The sequence below is a fragment of the Vibrio sp. sp1 genome (assembly GCF_016920955.1).
GTDB lineage: Bacteria > Pseudomonadota > Gammaproteobacteria > Enterobacterales > Vibrionaceae > Vibrio > Vibrio alginolyticus.
The window spans coordinates 1,239,237-1,252,868 of record NZ_CP060590.1; the positions used below are offsets into that span (position 1 = coordinate 1,239,237).

Below are 13,632 nucleotides of genomic sequence, written 5' to 3' on the forward strand. Positions count from 1 at the left end.
ACTCACCGCAATCCAGAATTTTGTTCTCTAATTGATGAAATAAGTGAAAAATCATTTCGTCATTTTTTGCGATGGTGTTAACGTGAGGTTCGGTACTTGAATTTCAAAGGGTTATGACTTTCATGTTTTCTAATCTCCCAACTCCCGTATTAGATCCTATTTTATCTCTATCCGTTGCATACCGTAACGATGAACGTCCAAACAAGGTTGACCTTGGCATTGGCGTATACAAAAACAGCGCAGGCGAAACGCCGATTATGAAAGCCATTCAAATGGCGCAGGATGTCGTTGTTGAAACTCAAAAAACCAAGTCTTATGTTGGTCTTGCGGGTTGCGAAGAATTTAATAAAAGCATGATCGATTTGCTGCTGACGGGAACGTCTGCAATGGATCGTGTTGCAGCTATTCAAACGCCAGGTGCAAGTGGTGCGCTGCGTATGCTCGGTGATCTAATGAAGATCGCACAGCCAGATACGACGGTTTGGATTTCCAACCCAAGCTACGTAAACCACAAGCCAGTGATGGAAGCAGCAGGCCTTAAAGTTAAGTTCTACCACTATTTCTCTTCGGAAACGAAACAAGTAGACACCGCAAAAATGATGGATGATCTTGCGAAAGCTGGGCCTTCAGATGTGGTACTTCTTCATGGTTGTTGCCACAACCCAACTGGTGCAGATATTGACTTCTCTGCTTGGCAAGCCATTACAGAATTGTCGCAGAAGAACGGTTTCATCCCATTTGTGGACATTGCTTACCAAGGCTTCGGTGATGGCCTAGAAGAAGACGCAAAAGGTCTTCGTTTTATGGCAGATAACGTTGAAGAGATGTTGATTACTACTTCATGTTCGAAGAACTTTGGTCTGTACCGTGAACGAACTGGTGCAGCGATTGTGGTTGGTAAGAACATGCATGATGTAACCAATGCAAAAGGTAAACTCCTCACTCTAGCTCGCTCGACTTACACGATGCCACCCGACCATGGTGCAGCTTTAGTCAAGACCATTCTGCAAGATGACAATCTCACTTCCGTTTGGAAGCAAGAATTGAGTGAAATGCAACATCGTTTGGTTAGCCTTCGTCAAAGTTTGTGTAACGAGTTGAGAAACAACCATAATACAGATCAATTTGATTTCATTGAGGGTCACAAAGGCATGTTTACTGTGCTAGGCTTTAGTGGAAACCAAATGGCGCAACTGCGTGAAGATTATGGCATTTATGGTGTTGGCGATGGTCGAATTAACATTGCCGGACTTACCGAAACTCATATTCCATACGTAGCGGACGCAATTAAGAAAGTATCTCAAGCTTAATTGGAGTGTGGATGAAAAACTGGAAACTGATTCTGCCGCTTATGATGAGCGGCAGTTTAATTGCTTGTACGTCAACTCAAACGACGCAGGAACCTGTTGAGCCAGAGTCGCCAAAGGTCGAAGCGCCCGTTAAAGTCGAGCCAGAAGTGAAACCTGATGTAGATCCAAAGCCAGAGGTGGAGCCCAAACCAGAAGCGAAACCTGAGAAAAAGCCGGAACCAAAGCCTAAGAAGCCAGTCAAGGTCACAAAAACACCCGATGGCATGTTAATTCTTGGTTCTGAAGAATGGGTTTATGTTCCTGAAATTGACCAGACTTTCAAGGCTAGAGTCGATACAGGTGCGACAACATCATCAATTAGTGCGACTGACATTGTTCCGTTTGAGCGTGATGGTAAAGACTGGGTTAAATTTAAGATAGATTTAGGTGACAAAGACACCAAAGAATTTAAAGTACCCGTTGAGCGCTGGGCTAAAGTTAAGCAGTCTTCGTCAGAAGAGGTGGATAAACGAGCGGTGGTAAAAGCCTACATTACCGTTGGGGATCACAAAGAAAAGACAGAGTTTACGTTAGCGGATCGCGGACATATGACGTTTCCAATTTTGCTTGGTCGAAGCTTTTTTAGAGATATCGCCGTTGTAGATGTATCGAAAAAATATGTGCAAGATAAACCTAAAAAAACCGCTAAAAACTGATGTATTACAGCTAGTTTCTGCTACAAGCTAATAATTCGTGATTAACAAAAAATGGCCTCCAAAATTGGAGGCCATTTTTATTGAATCATATGCTTGCTTGTGATGCCCTGGTAGTCATAGTCATGTCCACTAAAATGCAAAACGAGCAGACATTACAATTTGCTGGCCATAGACACCATTATTTTTGAAATCTGCACCAAGCGATAGTTGCTGAGTTGAGTGGAATCGTGCGCCCAGATTGTAAATGGTGTTCGAATCGTCATTATCTATGATTTGGCCGATACGGCCATGTAGCTCAACATTTTGCATAAACCAAATACGAGTGCCAATATTCACTTCCGTGCGCCACTCGTCGCCGACTTTATCACTGCCGTTCTCTTTAATGTTGTGTACCAACATTTGGCCATAAATATCTGCAAATTGGCCTGCTGGCCCATTAAAGCCTATACCACCAGCAATGTCCCAGTCTCCGCTGAATTCACTGTCTGCGCGAGCAATGAAATGGGTATTTTCTGTAAAGTAGGTATTGAACTCGCCACCAAATGTACCAGGGCTAGTGCCCATGCGAAATTCCATCGTGTTGTAGTTGAAATTATTTGCATGTGCGGAAAGTGGCAAAATAGCACACAAACCAAAGGCTGCAACCTTTAGAACTTTACCTAGCATGGTGTCTCCGGGCAAGATGATTAAAATGAACAAAAAAATGGTCTGCAAAAAGCAGACCAAGATTGATAAAGCTATCATTTTAAGTGCTTGCCGTCACTATTTAGCTGTAATCGTCACTACATCATGTTGATATGCACAGCAATCGGGGTTTGTTTTACATGACCACGAGTTGTTCGACTTCAATCTCTGGTTTGTTCCCGCCTTCAAATTCGCCAAACAGACGGACTTTAGTCGTGTGGTCAATCGGAGTATTTAGCTGAATATCGTCATCGAGTTCGACCATCACTTCACCGGAACCATCGCTAAAGACAAACTTATCCGCGCGAACTTGACGCAATAAGTTACCTTCAACGACCACATCTTTTTCAGTAAACATATTGGAGTCGTTTAGCAAGGCATCCAATTTTTCCACAGTGACAGGACCGTTAAACTGCAAGTTTGATTGGTTTTGAGCGTTATCTTTCGCGAACGCGATAGAAGGAGCAATAGCTAAGGCGGCGATTGTTGCGATAATTGTATTCTTTTTCATGTTACATCCTCATCGGTTTGTTTTGATGGGGTCATTAAAGCAGGGCTTGTTTGAACCAATGATGATTTCAACATTCATATTCTATTCATTTGCTTGAGTAAGTGGGGACGATGACGTTATGATTGTTCATCTTCCTCTATTCCTTACAAATGTTCATGAAATCAGCGATCCCATCTTTAATGGTTCAAGGCACCACTTCGGATGCCGGAAAAAGTGTCCTTGTGGCAGGTTTATGCCGTGTATTAGCACGAAAAGGGATAAATGTTGCCCCATTTAAGCCACAAAACATGGCACTAAATAGTGCGGTAACCAAAGATGGCGGTGAAATAGGTCGAGCACAGGCCGTTCAGGCACAGGCGTGTAATATTGAGCCAACCGTACATATGAATCCGGTTTTAATTAAACCTAACAGTGATACAGGTGCTCAGATCATTTTGCAGGGTAAGGCGATTTCCAATATGGATGCGGCTGGCTTTCATGATTACAAGAAAGTGGCGATGGACACGGTGTTAGATTCCTTCTCTCGTCTGACTCAAGAATTTGATTCGATCATTATCGAGGGCGCGGGGAGTCCTGCTGAAATCAATTTACGAGAAGGCGATATTGCAAACATGGGTTTTGCTGAGGCCGCTGATGTACCAGTGATCATTGTTGCTGATATTGATCGTGGTGGAGTGTTTGCACATTTGTACGGAACACTTGCGTTACTTTCTGAATCTGAACAAGCGCGAGTAAAAGGATTTGTTATCAACCGTTTTCGAGGTGATATTCGTTTATTGCAATCGGGCCTCGATTGGCTAGAAGAAAAAACAGGTAAACCTGTACTTGGTGTACTTCCTTTTCTTCATGGTTTGAATTTAGAAGCAGAAGACGCGATCACTGCGCAGCAAGAGTTGCACTCTGAGGTAAAACTGAATGTTGTTGTGCCTGTTTTAACCCGGATTAGTAATCATACTGATTTTGATGTGCTGCGATTGAATCCAGATATCAATCTACGTTATGTAGGTAAAGGCGAAAAAATAGATAAAGCCGACCTTGTTATTTTGCCTGGGACCAAATCAGTGAGAGACGACTTAGAGTATCTAAGAAGCCAAGGGTGGGATAAAGATATCTTGCGTCATATTCGTCTTGGTGGAAAAGTGATTGGTATCTGTGGTGGCTACCAGATGCTTGGAAACTTGATTGATGATCCAAACGGCGTCGAAGGCCAACCAGGTCAAAGCGAAGGACTTGGCTTGCTTGATATCACTACGACGCTAACTAACAGCAAACAGCTTACAAACACACAAGCACAGCTTTCTCTTAACGGCAAAACAGCCAATGTAAAGGGTTATGAAATCCACGTAGGGCGAAGTGAAGTACGGGGCCTGCAACCTCTTACATTCAGTTCCGGTGAAGCGGAAGGGGCGATCAGCGAGTGTGGCCAAATCATGGGAACCTACCTTCACGGGTTCTTTGACGAGGCAGATGTCTTAAGCCTGGTATCAGAATGGGTAAACGGCACCCAAATCAAACAACAAGACTTTGAAGAGTTAAAGGAGCAAGGCATTAATCGCATCGCAGATGCGATAGAACAACATATGCGCCTTGATTTTTTGTTTAAATAGCACATTAACTGATTGAACTTTATATTCAAATAACCTGTTCTTTCGCTTGCCTTGTATTGGAGTATCTCTATGAAAGCATGGAAACAGCATGCTTGCCTTGCGGCAGTATTAAGCATTTCATTTTCAGCAAACGCAGCAACGAACCTAAAAGTGTATGCAGCCTCTTCTATGACGAATGCGATTAACGAGGTCGCGCAAAACTTTGAAGAAAAGTATGACGTTTCTATCACTCCCGTTTATGGTGGTTCTTCTTCTATCGCTCGACAAATTATCAATGGCGCACCAGCGGATGTATTCATTTCTGCGAACACGAAATGGATGGATTATTTGGTCGATAAAGACGTCATTTATCGTGACAATGTCATAAATCTAGTGCGCAATAGCTTAGTGTTGATTGCTCCCCAGTCTTCAGAATTAACCTCATTTAACTTTTCTGATGCAAAGGCATGGGAGAAGGCATTGCATGGAAATCGTCTTGCGTTAGGCAATCCGACGTCAGTGCCTGCCGGTATGTACGCGAAAGAGTCATTGACTACACTGGGTGCATGGAAAGCGGTTCAAACTCACGTCGCACCAGCAAAGAATGTGCGCTTAGCTTTGGCGTTGGTTGAACGTGGAGAAGCGCCTTTAGGTGTGGTCTACAAAACCGATGCTCAGTTAACTGATAAAGTCAAAATTGTCGGCGAATTTGCGAGTGATACGCATGCGGCTATTGTTTACCCGGCTGCAATTGTGAATGATTCTACTGAGTCGGAGCAGTTCTTCCAGTACCTAAAATCGGACGAAGCCGCACGCGTTTTTGCTCAATATGGCTTTCAGCAATAAACCGGCCTTCAATTATAGGAACGAAGCGTGACAGAACTGGAATACCAAGCCTTAATGTTAAGCCTCAAAGTAGGCGCGTACGCAGTACTTTGGCTGATTCCTCTCGGCGTTTTTCTTGCTTGGCTACTTTCTCGAAAAACGTTCTTTGGTAAATCGATTCTCGATAGCTTAATTCATTTACCACTGGTATTGCCGCCAGTGGTAATCGGCTATTTATTGTTGATTTCTTTAGGACGACAAGGGGTCCTTGGAAAGTGGCTCTATGAAAACTTAGGGGTAGTCTTTAGCTTTAATTGGAAAGGGGCAGTAGTCGCTTGTATTGTCGTGGCTTTGCCTTTGATGGTTCGTTCAGTACGCTTAAGCTTAGATAGCGTCGACCCTAAATTGGAGCACGCAGCCTCTACGTTAGGCGCTTCTCCTTTAAAAGTGTTTCTCACCGTCACGTTACCACTGACCATTCCCGGAATTATTACGGGCACGATGCTGTCATTTGCTCGTAGTCTTGGCGAATTCGGGGCGACGATCAGTTTCGTCTCTAACATTCCGGGTGAGACCCAAACGATTCCGCTGGCGATGTACAACTTTATTGAAACGCCAGGTGCAGAAATGCAGGCGGCTCGTCTGTGTATCATTTCTATCGCGTTAGCCTTGTCTACATTAATGATCTCTGAATGGCTAAATCGTAAAGCGGCAAGCAGATTGGGTGCGAAGCAATGACGATTAAAGTCCAATTTAAACAAATGCTTGGTGAGACTGACTTCGACATCAAACTTAAGTTACCCTGTAACGGAATTAGTGCCTTGTTTGGACGATCTGGTGCTGGTAAAACGACGTTGATTAACATCATCAGCGGATTGGTAACTCCAAGGCAAGGGTATGTTGCGGTTGGTGAGCATGTTTTGTTTGACAGTGAACAGGGAATCAACCTACCAACGCACAAGCGTGGTATTGGTTATGTGTTTCAGGATTCACGTTTGTTTCCTCACTATTCGGTTCAAGGCAATTTGTTATATGGCGTTAAAGAAAAAGATGACGAGTATTTTGATGCAGTCACCGAACTCTTGTCTATCAAACCGTTACTAAAGCGCTTTCCGGTATCACTTTCTGGTGGTGAAAAGCAACGTGTTGCGATTGCGCGCGCATTGCTATCTAAACCCAATTTGCTTTTGATGGATGAGCCACTTGCCTCACTCGATATGCCAAGAAAGCGTGAGGTAATGCCTTTTCTTGAGGAGTTGTCGGAGAAGGTAAATATCCCTATTATCTATGTCACACACAGTCTCCAGGAAATTTTAAGGCTTGCTCAGCACCTTGCAATTATTGACCAAGGTAAAATTTCGAGTTCAGGTAAGCTTGAGGAAGTGTGGGCTTCTCATACTATGCGTCCATGGCAATCTTTCTCAGATCAAAGCAGCTTATTTGAAGGCCGGATTGCTGAACATCATGAACGTTATGCACTGACTTGTATCAGCCTTGCACCTAATGTATTCCTGTGGGTGCAAAAGATTGACGGAACACCAGACACGCCAATACGCTTGCAAGTGCGTGCCAACGACGTTTCTATCACGCTCGAGCAACCCAAGGCGACGTCGATTCGAAATATTTTGCCTGCTATTGTCGATTCCATTGAGGCGTTTAACGCAGCCGATGACAAGCAGAGTATTAATGTATCACTCAAGCTAGACGAGAAATGTTATTTGTGGGCAACGATCACACCGTGGGCCCTTGATGATCTCAACCTAAAAGTTGGTAGCCGTGTTTTTGCACAAATTAAAGGTGTCAGTGTGACACAAAAAGATATGGCACTAACGCCTCATTAACCGTTTAGACTGATTTACGCTTCATGATCAAAAAAGGCCGCAAAGTGCGGCCTTTGTTACTAGAAGAATGTCGGAATTACTTCGCGAATACTTCTTTGAATTCACGCTTAAGAAGTGGGTCACGACGTGCTTTCTTAAGTTGCTTAACCATGTCTTTCACACAGTTGTGAAGCACATTATCAAGTAGTTGAGCACGGTATTCTTCTTTATCTTCATCTGTCATGTTTTCTGGCAGATTAAGAGTCGGAAACTCTTCCATCACATTAATACCAGCGAATGCTTGGCCTACAGAAACTAGAGCATGAAACTGTTCAAAGTTGTCTAGAATGTTCTGTGCACTTGCTGGCATTTCGTCCCATGATTCACGTACCGCTTCTTCAGACACTTCATGGATAGAGGTAACCATTTCGAACATTTGCTCTGGAACTTCGTCAAATTCGATAACTTTACGTAGCTCTGGAGAAATGCTGGCTAGATCGATTTTTTTGCTTTCGCTGTTAGTTGCTTCTGACATGGTGTGTCTCTCATTACAAAAAGGCGGGAATATTAATACCAAATGCATCAAATAGCTATACCCATTAATCCACAAGATGACCAAAGTGAATGAGTTTGTTGAACTTCTGCTCACAGGCCATGATTAGATAGGGTAACGTCCAGTCTAACTGCTTTATGCAATGGATTCCGTGATATTCAAACAAAAATATAGCACTTAATTATGAGTCGAATGCAACAACTCTATGAGTATGGTATATGTTTAATAAAGACATAATTAAAAATGGAACGCGTTATGCAACCGACAGGGACATCGATGCGAATCCTTCTGGTTGACGATGTTCAGCTAGACAGGATGCAGTTGGCTATTCGTCTAAAGCAACTTGGACATATTGTAAAAGCCGTAGGTAGTGGACTAGAGGCGTTAAATACCTACGAGAGTTTTGATCCGGAACTGGTGTTACTCGATATATCAATGCCAGATATGAACGGTTTTGAAGTCTCTCTTCATATAAGAGAAACGTTTCCGGATTGGATCCCAATTATTTTCTTGAGTAGTCACGAAGAGCCAGAAATGATTGCTAAAGCCATAGACGCGGGCGGTGATGACTATTTAATTAAGCCGGTAGATAAACTGGTACTGAACTCTAAACTTATCGCAATGCAGCGTATTGCTCATATGAGACGAGAGCTTAAGCAAGCGACAGCTCAATTGGAGCAAGTTAATCAACTTTTGACTCAGCAAGCGAATGAAGATGGCCTAACCAAACTCTATAACCGCCGTTATATCGACCATAAGTTGGAATCGATGGTTGCATGGCATGGCCGTCACAATATGCCAATGGCTTTGATTCTATTGGACGTCGATTTTTTTAAACCGTTTAATGATAATTACGGTCATATTGAAGGCGACCGTTGCTTGCAAGCGATTGCGAATCAACTAAAGGCGACGTTTTGTCGCTCTGGGGAATATGTGGGTCGATATGGTGGAGAAGAGTTTGTCGTGTTGCTAGGGTGTACCGACACTCAAACAGCAGAAAGAGAAGCCGAGCGTATACAAGAGGCTATGTATTTTCTCGATTACCCACATGAGTATTCTAGTGTGTCAAATAGAGTGACGGTGTCACAGGGTGTTTTTGTTTTTCAACCGACAGGGAAAGAAGTGCAATCAGACTTGTATGCAACCGTTGATAAAGCGCTATATACCTCGAAGTCTTTGGGAAGAAACACACATACTGTAGTTAATTCTTTTTAAAAACAAAGCCTTATGAATGCCACTCTTTTTGTTGCGTTGTCACTTTTTGGTGGTTGTTTTAAAGCTAACTCAAAGTAAGATAGGCAAACAGTGCGAACGGAATGTCGCAATCGGGCGTATACCTTATACCTTTGATTAGATAGATAACATCGGGATAGTGGCAACGATGAGTGCAGTTATTATGCTGATGGGGAAGTTCGGTTTTGTTTTAAACCCAGACAAGCTTGTTAACTTTCACGATTGGTTAGGGCCTAACGAAGCTTTATGCAGTTACGTCCCGCCTTTTTCGCTTTGTAAAGTGCTTCGTCCGCTGATTTAACAACGTCCAGAGGAGCTTGCCCATTCCGGCTATCAGCAACTCCGAAACTTGCGGTAACAAAAACCGACTTTCTTTTCGAACTGTTGCTACCACGACGTTTTTGTCCTTGTTTATGGTTCTCAGGGCGAGATTCTTCATCGCGTAATATCATCTCGTATTCTGCAATCGATTTGCGAGCTTCTTCCAAAAAGTTCTTACATTCGTCAGCGTATTTGCCTTTAAAAACGATGGTAAATTCTTCTCCGCCAAATCGATAAACTTTTGCGCCGCCTGGGGTTTTAGTGAGGCGCGAAGCGACCATTTTTAGAACGTCATCACCAGTATCGTGACCGTAGGTGTCGTTAAACTTTTTAAAATGGTCAACATCAAGCATTGCGATCGTGAACTTCTTACCCATGTGTTTTAGATCGAGATCAAGTGCACGTCTGCTCGGAATCAGCGTTAGGCTATCGGTGAAAGCCAGTTGATGGCTAGCGGAAGCGGCATAAATAATGATAAGCAGCCCTGTTAGCGTAAACATGGTGCTTGATATGTACTGCACATCAAAGAAAATGAACGTCGCAGACGCCAATACCATGGCAGAGTAGGTCATCGCATGGATAATTTCATTCTTCTTTAAAACAAGGATTCCAAGAAAACAGACAATACCCACGCAATATAAAACAAGAATGAAAGGCAGTTTAGAGACGGTCGGTACAATAAATAAAATACCGCTTGTCCATTGTTCAAACCCTCCTTCAACGTAATATGCTAGCGTTAGATAAGACCAAAGAACGAACATTGCTAACATCAAGATATAAGTCAACATGGCTCTGGAGTCAAAACCTTCTTTACTAAACAAAAATACCGTAAGAAACGAGACAGGAAGTAACGTGGCTAAAATGGTTAGCTCAAGTAAAGCGGTACCACTTTGAAGCGGGACTTGTAGGCGGTGCTGTATCACGAAATAGGCTAGCAACATTGCCAAGCACACCATGGACTCTCTGCCTTGCTTAAATGAATAACAAAGGAGTAGCGCACAACCTAATAGTATGTACGGCAAGTTTGCGGCAATGCCCCAGTTTGCCTGAGTCATCTGAATAATGCTGTCCATGCCCGAACTCACTATGCCCAGTAGCAAAAAAGGGAATAAGAATCTGAAGCCTGATGAAGTCATTGACGATGAGGACATCTATTACAAACTGCCTGAAAATAGTTGACTATATAATTGGTTAGGTAAATCGTTTTATCAATATGGATATTTATCCGTTATTGAATTTCGAACTTTGAGAACTAGCAAGAATACGTCTATTTGTTCCTTTTCCCAAGTATTTTGGAAGACATTACGGCAAAAAGAGAGAGATTGATTAAATTAAGAGCAATCAATAAGTTGTTATAAACAAGTCGTTGCTATACTCATTTCATAGGAAAAAGGAGATTTACAGATGCAGATAAGCTCAGATGTGCACAACTACATGGAAACATTAGTAGGCCAGGTCCTCAGTTTGCCCGAATTTTTAGAACAGTATGACAACGAACAGTTAGCCGATATTGCTTGCCTTGCGCTTATCCAGCTCAAGCCTGTCTATATCCGTCATGATATTGATTTTTTGTCTTCACTTCCTGAACAAAAATTAAGCCAGTTTAAGCAAAGCGCGGATATAGCGGTGAAAAACGCCGCAGAAATGGTGAAAGAAGACAGGCGTAAGAACCGAGAGTATGATGTGCCTGTAATTTTTTCCCATACTAGTTATGATGATGACAAAGAGTTGGATTGGTATGAAAAACCGATCCTTAACGTTAATATTAAGTAAGAGTCGCTCAGTTGACTAGTGAGCTGACCCAAGGAGGAATCGTGGGATTTTTTTCGCGTTTGTTTGGTGGTAGTGAGAAAACCGCTGAAGCTAAAACTATCGAGCCAGTTGAGTATAAAGGTTTCTTTATTTACCCAGAGAGCCTTTCAGAGGGCGGACAATATCGCATCGCTGGTCGAATAGAAAAGCATGACAATGATGAAGTGAAAACACATCGGTTTATTCGCTCCGATTTACTTGGCTCAGAGCAAGATGCCAATGACCTTATGTTGAAGAAATCTCAAATGTTTATTGATCAAATGGGCGATAAAATCTTCGACTAGCAATTTACTGCAATTTGATTCCAGTCATCTTAAAAAGAGCCATTAGTGTATATGCTAGTGGTTCTTTCTTTTTAACGCTTAAATCTCTGTTAAGTCAGTATTTAATCGTTACCTGGTTAGACCTCAGTCTAGTACGGTGTTGCGTTGTTATTTTTCGAGCACAGAGCGACAATCATTCATTACTTAGCGTTATATGTAATGAAATTTAGTATTTAAATTACAAAACACTTGAAGTAATGAGACGCGTTCGATACAAACAGAATAATAACAGGGCTGTTAGTCAAGGTGTTATTGTGCAAATGGGTGTCCCCAAACATCATCTTTCGTTTGCAATTGTCTTGCGTGGTAAACAGATAGAAATAAAAAAGAATTAGAGTAGAGCGACGCTCTGTTTTGGGACTAATTTATTGATATGTATACAAGGAGTATGCGTTTTGCAAATCGGTGTACCTAAAGAGATACTCGCGGGTGAATCGCGAGTGGCTGCATCGCCGAAGTCGGTTGAGCAGTTAATAAAATTGGGATTCGATGTCGCGATTGAATCCCAAGCGGGGGTGCTAGCGAGTTTCGATGATGCCGCTTATGAAGCAGCTGGTGCGAAAATCGTTTCTAGTGAAGAAGTTTGGGCACCTGGCCTTATTTTAAAAGTTAATGCGCCAATTGTGGATGATGAGCAAGGCATTGACGAAATTGCGTTACTGCAAGATGGATCAACACTGGTTAGCTTTATTTGGCCGGCTCAAAATGCTGAGTTGATGGAACAACTTTCAAGTAAGAACATTAACGTTCTTGCCATGGATTCCGTTCCTCGTATCTCACGTGCACAAGCCTTAGACGCGCTATCTTCGATGGCTAATATCGCTGGTTATCGTGCAGTGGTTGAGGCAGCTCATGAGTTTGGTCGTTTCTTTACAGGTCAAATTACGGCTGCCGGTAAAGTACCTCCAGCGAAAGTATTGGTTGCGGGTGCTGGCGTCGCTGGCTTGGCGGCTATCGGTGCTGCAGGTAGCTTAGGTGCCATTGTCCGTGCGTTTGACGTTCGCCCAGAAGTAAAAGAGCAAGTTGAATCGATGGGCGCTGAGTTCCTGACCGTTGACTTTCAAGAAGAGTCAGGCTCTGGGGATGGCTACGCAAAAGAAATGTCTGATGACTTCAACAAAAAAGCGGCAGAGTTATACGCAGAGCAAGCTAAAGATGTTGATATCATTATTACGACCGCGCTCATCCCTGGTAAACCTGCGCCGAAGTTGATCACCAAAGAAATGGTCGACAGCATGAAAGCGGGCAGTGTAATTGTTGACTTGGCAGCCGCTAATGGCGGTAACTGTGAATATACAGTGAAAGACCAAGTTATCATGACGGATAACGGGGTAAAAATTGTTGGTTACACTGACATGGTTGGTCGTTTGCCTACACAATCTTCTCAGCTTTACGCGACAAACCTTGTTAACCTTCTAAAACTGCTGTGTAAAGAGAAAGATGGCAACATCAATATTGATTTTGAAGATGTTGTTATCCGTGGCATTACCGTGGTGAAAGAAGGTGAAGTTACTTGGCCAGCGCCACCAATTCAGGTTTCAGCTCAGCCGCAAGTGAAACAAGAACAGCCTGCGAAGCCAGAGCCTAAAGTAGAAGAACCTACGTCTCCAACGAAGAAAATTATTGGTGTGGCAGCGGCTGTTGGAGCCTTTGCATGGGTTGCATCGGTTGCTCCGGCAGCGTTTCTTTCTCACTTTACTGTATTTGTTCTAGCGTGTGTTGTCGGATACTACGTAGTATGGAATGTTACCCATGCACTTCATACTCCACTAATGTCAGTAACGAATGCTATCTCTGGCATTATTGTCGTTGGTGCATTACTGCAAATTGGACAAGGTAATGGCGTCGTTTCATTCCTATCTTTTATTGCCGTATTGATCGCGAGTATCAATATCTTCGGTGGTTTCACCGTCACCAAGCGTATGCTTGAAATGTTCCGCAAAGATAAATAGGAGTCAC

14 protein-coding genes are annotated in these 13,632 nt (G+C 42.9%); 10 read left to right on the forward strand and 4 right to left on the reverse strand.

The window, feature by feature from the left end:
* The first annotated feature begins 122 nt into the window (after positions 1 to 122).
* Together H9L11_RS20960 and H9L11_RS20965 are read left to right on the forward strand one after the other, a co-directional pair.
* The gene (locus tag H9L11_RS20960; protein WP_017634625.1) at positions 123 to 1,310 is read left to right on the forward strand and encodes an amino acid aminotransferase; all 1,188 of its coding nucleotides are present in this window, start codon (positions 123 to 125) and stop codon (positions 1,308 to 1,310) included.
* 11 nt (positions 1,311 to 1,321) lie between these two features.
* On the forward strand, positions 1,322 to 2,005 hold the full coding sequence (locus H9L11_RS20965) for an ATP-dependent zinc protease (RefSeq protein ID WP_064354793.1): 684 nt from the start codon (positions 1,322 to 1,324) through the stop codon (positions 2,003 to 2,005).
* Between the two features lie 129 nt (positions 2,006 to 2,134).
* Here the strand turns inward: H9L11_RS20965 and H9L11_RS20970 are convergent, their stop codons facing one another.
* Both H9L11_RS20970 and H9L11_RS20975 read right to left on the reverse strand, forming a co-directional pair.
* Positions 2,135 to 2,671 (reverse strand): hypothetical protein, encoded by a 537-nt coding sequence (locus H9L11_RS20970; protein ID WP_053307701.1) that lies wholly within the window; start codon positions 2,669 to 2,671, stop codon positions 2,135 to 2,137.
* Between the two features lie 154 nt (positions 2,672 to 2,825).
* Positions 2,826 to 3,200, reverse strand: coding sequence for a NirD/YgiW/YdeI family stress tolerance protein (locus tag H9L11_RS20975; protein WP_005376220.1), 375 nt, complete (start codon positions 3,198 to 3,200; stop codon positions 2,826 to 2,828).
* Positions 3,201 to 3,355: 155 nt separating this feature from the next.
* Between H9L11_RS20975 and H9L11_RS20980 the strand changes: the two genes are divergently transcribed.
* The 4 genes from H9L11_RS20980 (at position 3,356) to modC (ending at position 7,452) form a co-directional block, all read left to right on the forward strand.
* Positions 3,356 to 4,807 carry a cobyric acid synthase gene (locus tag H9L11_RS20980; RefSeq protein WP_193837698.1) on the forward strand — a complete coding sequence of 484 codons (1,452 nt, stop codon included), beginning with the start codon at positions 3,356 to 3,358 and terminating at the stop codon, positions 4,805 to 4,807.
* A 69-nt stretch (positions 4,808 to 4,876) separates the two neighbouring features.
* Positions 4,877 to 5,632 (forward strand): molybdate ABC transporter substrate-binding protein, encoded by a 756-nt coding sequence (gene modA / locus H9L11_RS20985; protein WP_205391169.1) that lies wholly within the window; start codon positions 4,877 to 4,879, stop codon positions 5,630 to 5,632.
* 27 nt (positions 5,633 to 5,659) lie between these two features.
* Positions 5,660 to 6,349, forward strand: coding sequence for a molybdate ABC transporter permease subunit (modB, locus tag H9L11_RS20990; RefSeq protein WP_205391170.1), 690 nt, complete (start codon positions 5,660 to 5,662; stop codon positions 6,347 to 6,349).
* Entirely contained in the window at positions 6,346 to 7,452 is a 1,107-nt protein-coding gene (gene modC, locus H9L11_RS20995) for a molybdenum ABC transporter ATP-binding protein ModC (protein WP_205391171.1), read from the forward strand. Before modB ends, modC begins: the two co-directional genes overlap by 4 nt.
* A gap of 76 nt (positions 7,453 to 7,528) precedes the next feature.
* Here the strand turns inward: modC and H9L11_RS21000 are convergent, their stop codons facing one another.
* Entirely contained in the window at positions 7,529 to 7,966 is a 438-nt protein-coding gene (locus H9L11_RS21000; RefSeq protein WP_005376232.1) for a DUF3069 domain-containing protein, read from the reverse strand.
* 273 nt (positions 7,967 to 8,239) lie between these two features.
* Between H9L11_RS21000 and H9L11_RS21005 the strand changes: the two genes are divergently transcribed.
* Complete coding sequence (locus tag H9L11_RS21005; protein ID WP_017634619.1) at positions 8,240 to 9,199, forward strand: diguanylate cyclase; 960 nt, start codon at positions 8,240 to 8,242, stop codon at positions 9,197 to 9,199.
* A 251-nt stretch (positions 9,200 to 9,450) separates the two neighbouring features.
* On the opposite strand, the gene H9L11_RS21010 is transcribed toward H9L11_RS21005, so the two are convergent.
* A complete protein-coding gene (locus tag H9L11_RS21010; RefSeq protein WP_205391172.1) occupies positions 9,451 to 10,689 on the reverse strand; it encodes a GGDEF domain-containing protein in 1,239 nt (412 codons plus the stop codon).
* A gap of 253 nt (positions 10,690 to 10,942) precedes the next feature.
* Between H9L11_RS21010 and H9L11_RS21015 the strand changes: the two genes are divergently transcribed.
* The 3 genes from H9L11_RS21015 to H9L11_RS21025 all read left to right on the forward strand — a co-directional run bounded on the left by H9L11_RS21015 (position 10,943) and on the right by H9L11_RS21025 (position 13,625).
* A complete protein-coding gene (locus H9L11_RS21015) occupies positions 10,943 to 11,311 on the forward strand; it encodes a late competence development ComFB family protein (RefSeq protein WP_005376241.1) in 369 nt (122 codons plus the stop codon).
* A 41-nt stretch (positions 11,312 to 11,352) separates the two neighbouring features.
* Positions 11,353 to 11,634, forward strand: a complete 282-nt coding sequence (locus H9L11_RS21020; protein ID WP_017634616.1) for an HlyU family transcriptional regulator — start codon at positions 11,353 to 11,355, stop codon at positions 11,632 to 11,634.
* Positions 11,635 to 12,068: 434 nt separating this feature from the next.
* On the forward strand, positions 12,069 to 13,625 hold the full coding sequence (locus H9L11_RS21025) for a Re/Si-specific NAD(P)(+) transhydrogenase subunit alpha (RefSeq protein ID WP_205391173.1): 1,557 nt from the start codon (positions 12,069 to 12,071) through the stop codon (positions 13,623 to 13,625).
* The last annotated feature ends 7 nt before the right edge of the window (positions 13,626 to 13,632 follow it).

Excerpts from the sequence above, each read along its gene's own strand:
- H9L11_RS20960 (WP_017634625.1), top strand. The coding sequence starts at position 123 with ATGTTTTCTAATCTCCCAACTCCCGTATTAGATCCTATTTTATCTCTA.
- H9L11_RS20965 (WP_064354793.1), top strand. The coding sequence starts at position 1,322 with ATGAAAAACTGGAAACTGATTCTGCCGCTTATGATGAGCGGCAGTTTA.
- H9L11_RS20970 (WP_053307701.1), bottom strand. The coding sequence starts at position 2,671 with ATGCTAGGTAAAGTTCTAAAGGTTGCAGCCTTTGGTTTGTGTGCTATT.
- H9L11_RS20975 (WP_005376220.1), bottom strand. The coding sequence starts at position 3,200 with ATGAAAAAGAATACAATTATCGCAACAATCGCCGCCTTAGCTATTGCT.
- H9L11_RS20980 (WP_193837698.1), top strand. The coding sequence starts at position 3,356 with ATGAAATCAGCGATCCCATCTTTAATGGTTCAAGGCACCACTTCGGAT.
- modA (WP_205391169.1), top strand. The coding sequence starts at position 4,877 with ATGAAAGCATGGAAACAGCATGCTTGCCTTGCGGCAGTATTAAGCATT.
- modC (WP_205391171.1), top strand. The coding sequence starts at position 6,346 with ATGACGATTAAAGTCCAATTTAAACAAATGCTTGGTGAGACTGACTTC.
- H9L11_RS21000 (WP_005376232.1), bottom strand. The coding sequence starts at position 7,966 with ATGTCAGAAGCAACTAACAGCGAAAGCAAAAAAATCGATCTAGCCAGC.
- H9L11_RS21005 (WP_017634619.1), top strand. The coding sequence starts at position 8,240 with ATGCAACCGACAGGGACATCGATGCGAATCCTTCTGGTTGACGATGTT.
- H9L11_RS21010 (WP_205391172.1), bottom strand. The coding sequence starts at position 10,689 with ATGTCCTCATCGTCAATGACTTCATCAGGCTTCAGATTCTTATTCCCT.
- H9L11_RS21015 (WP_005376241.1), top strand. The coding sequence starts at position 10,943 with ATGCAGATAAGCTCAGATGTGCACAACTACATGGAAACATTAGTAGGC.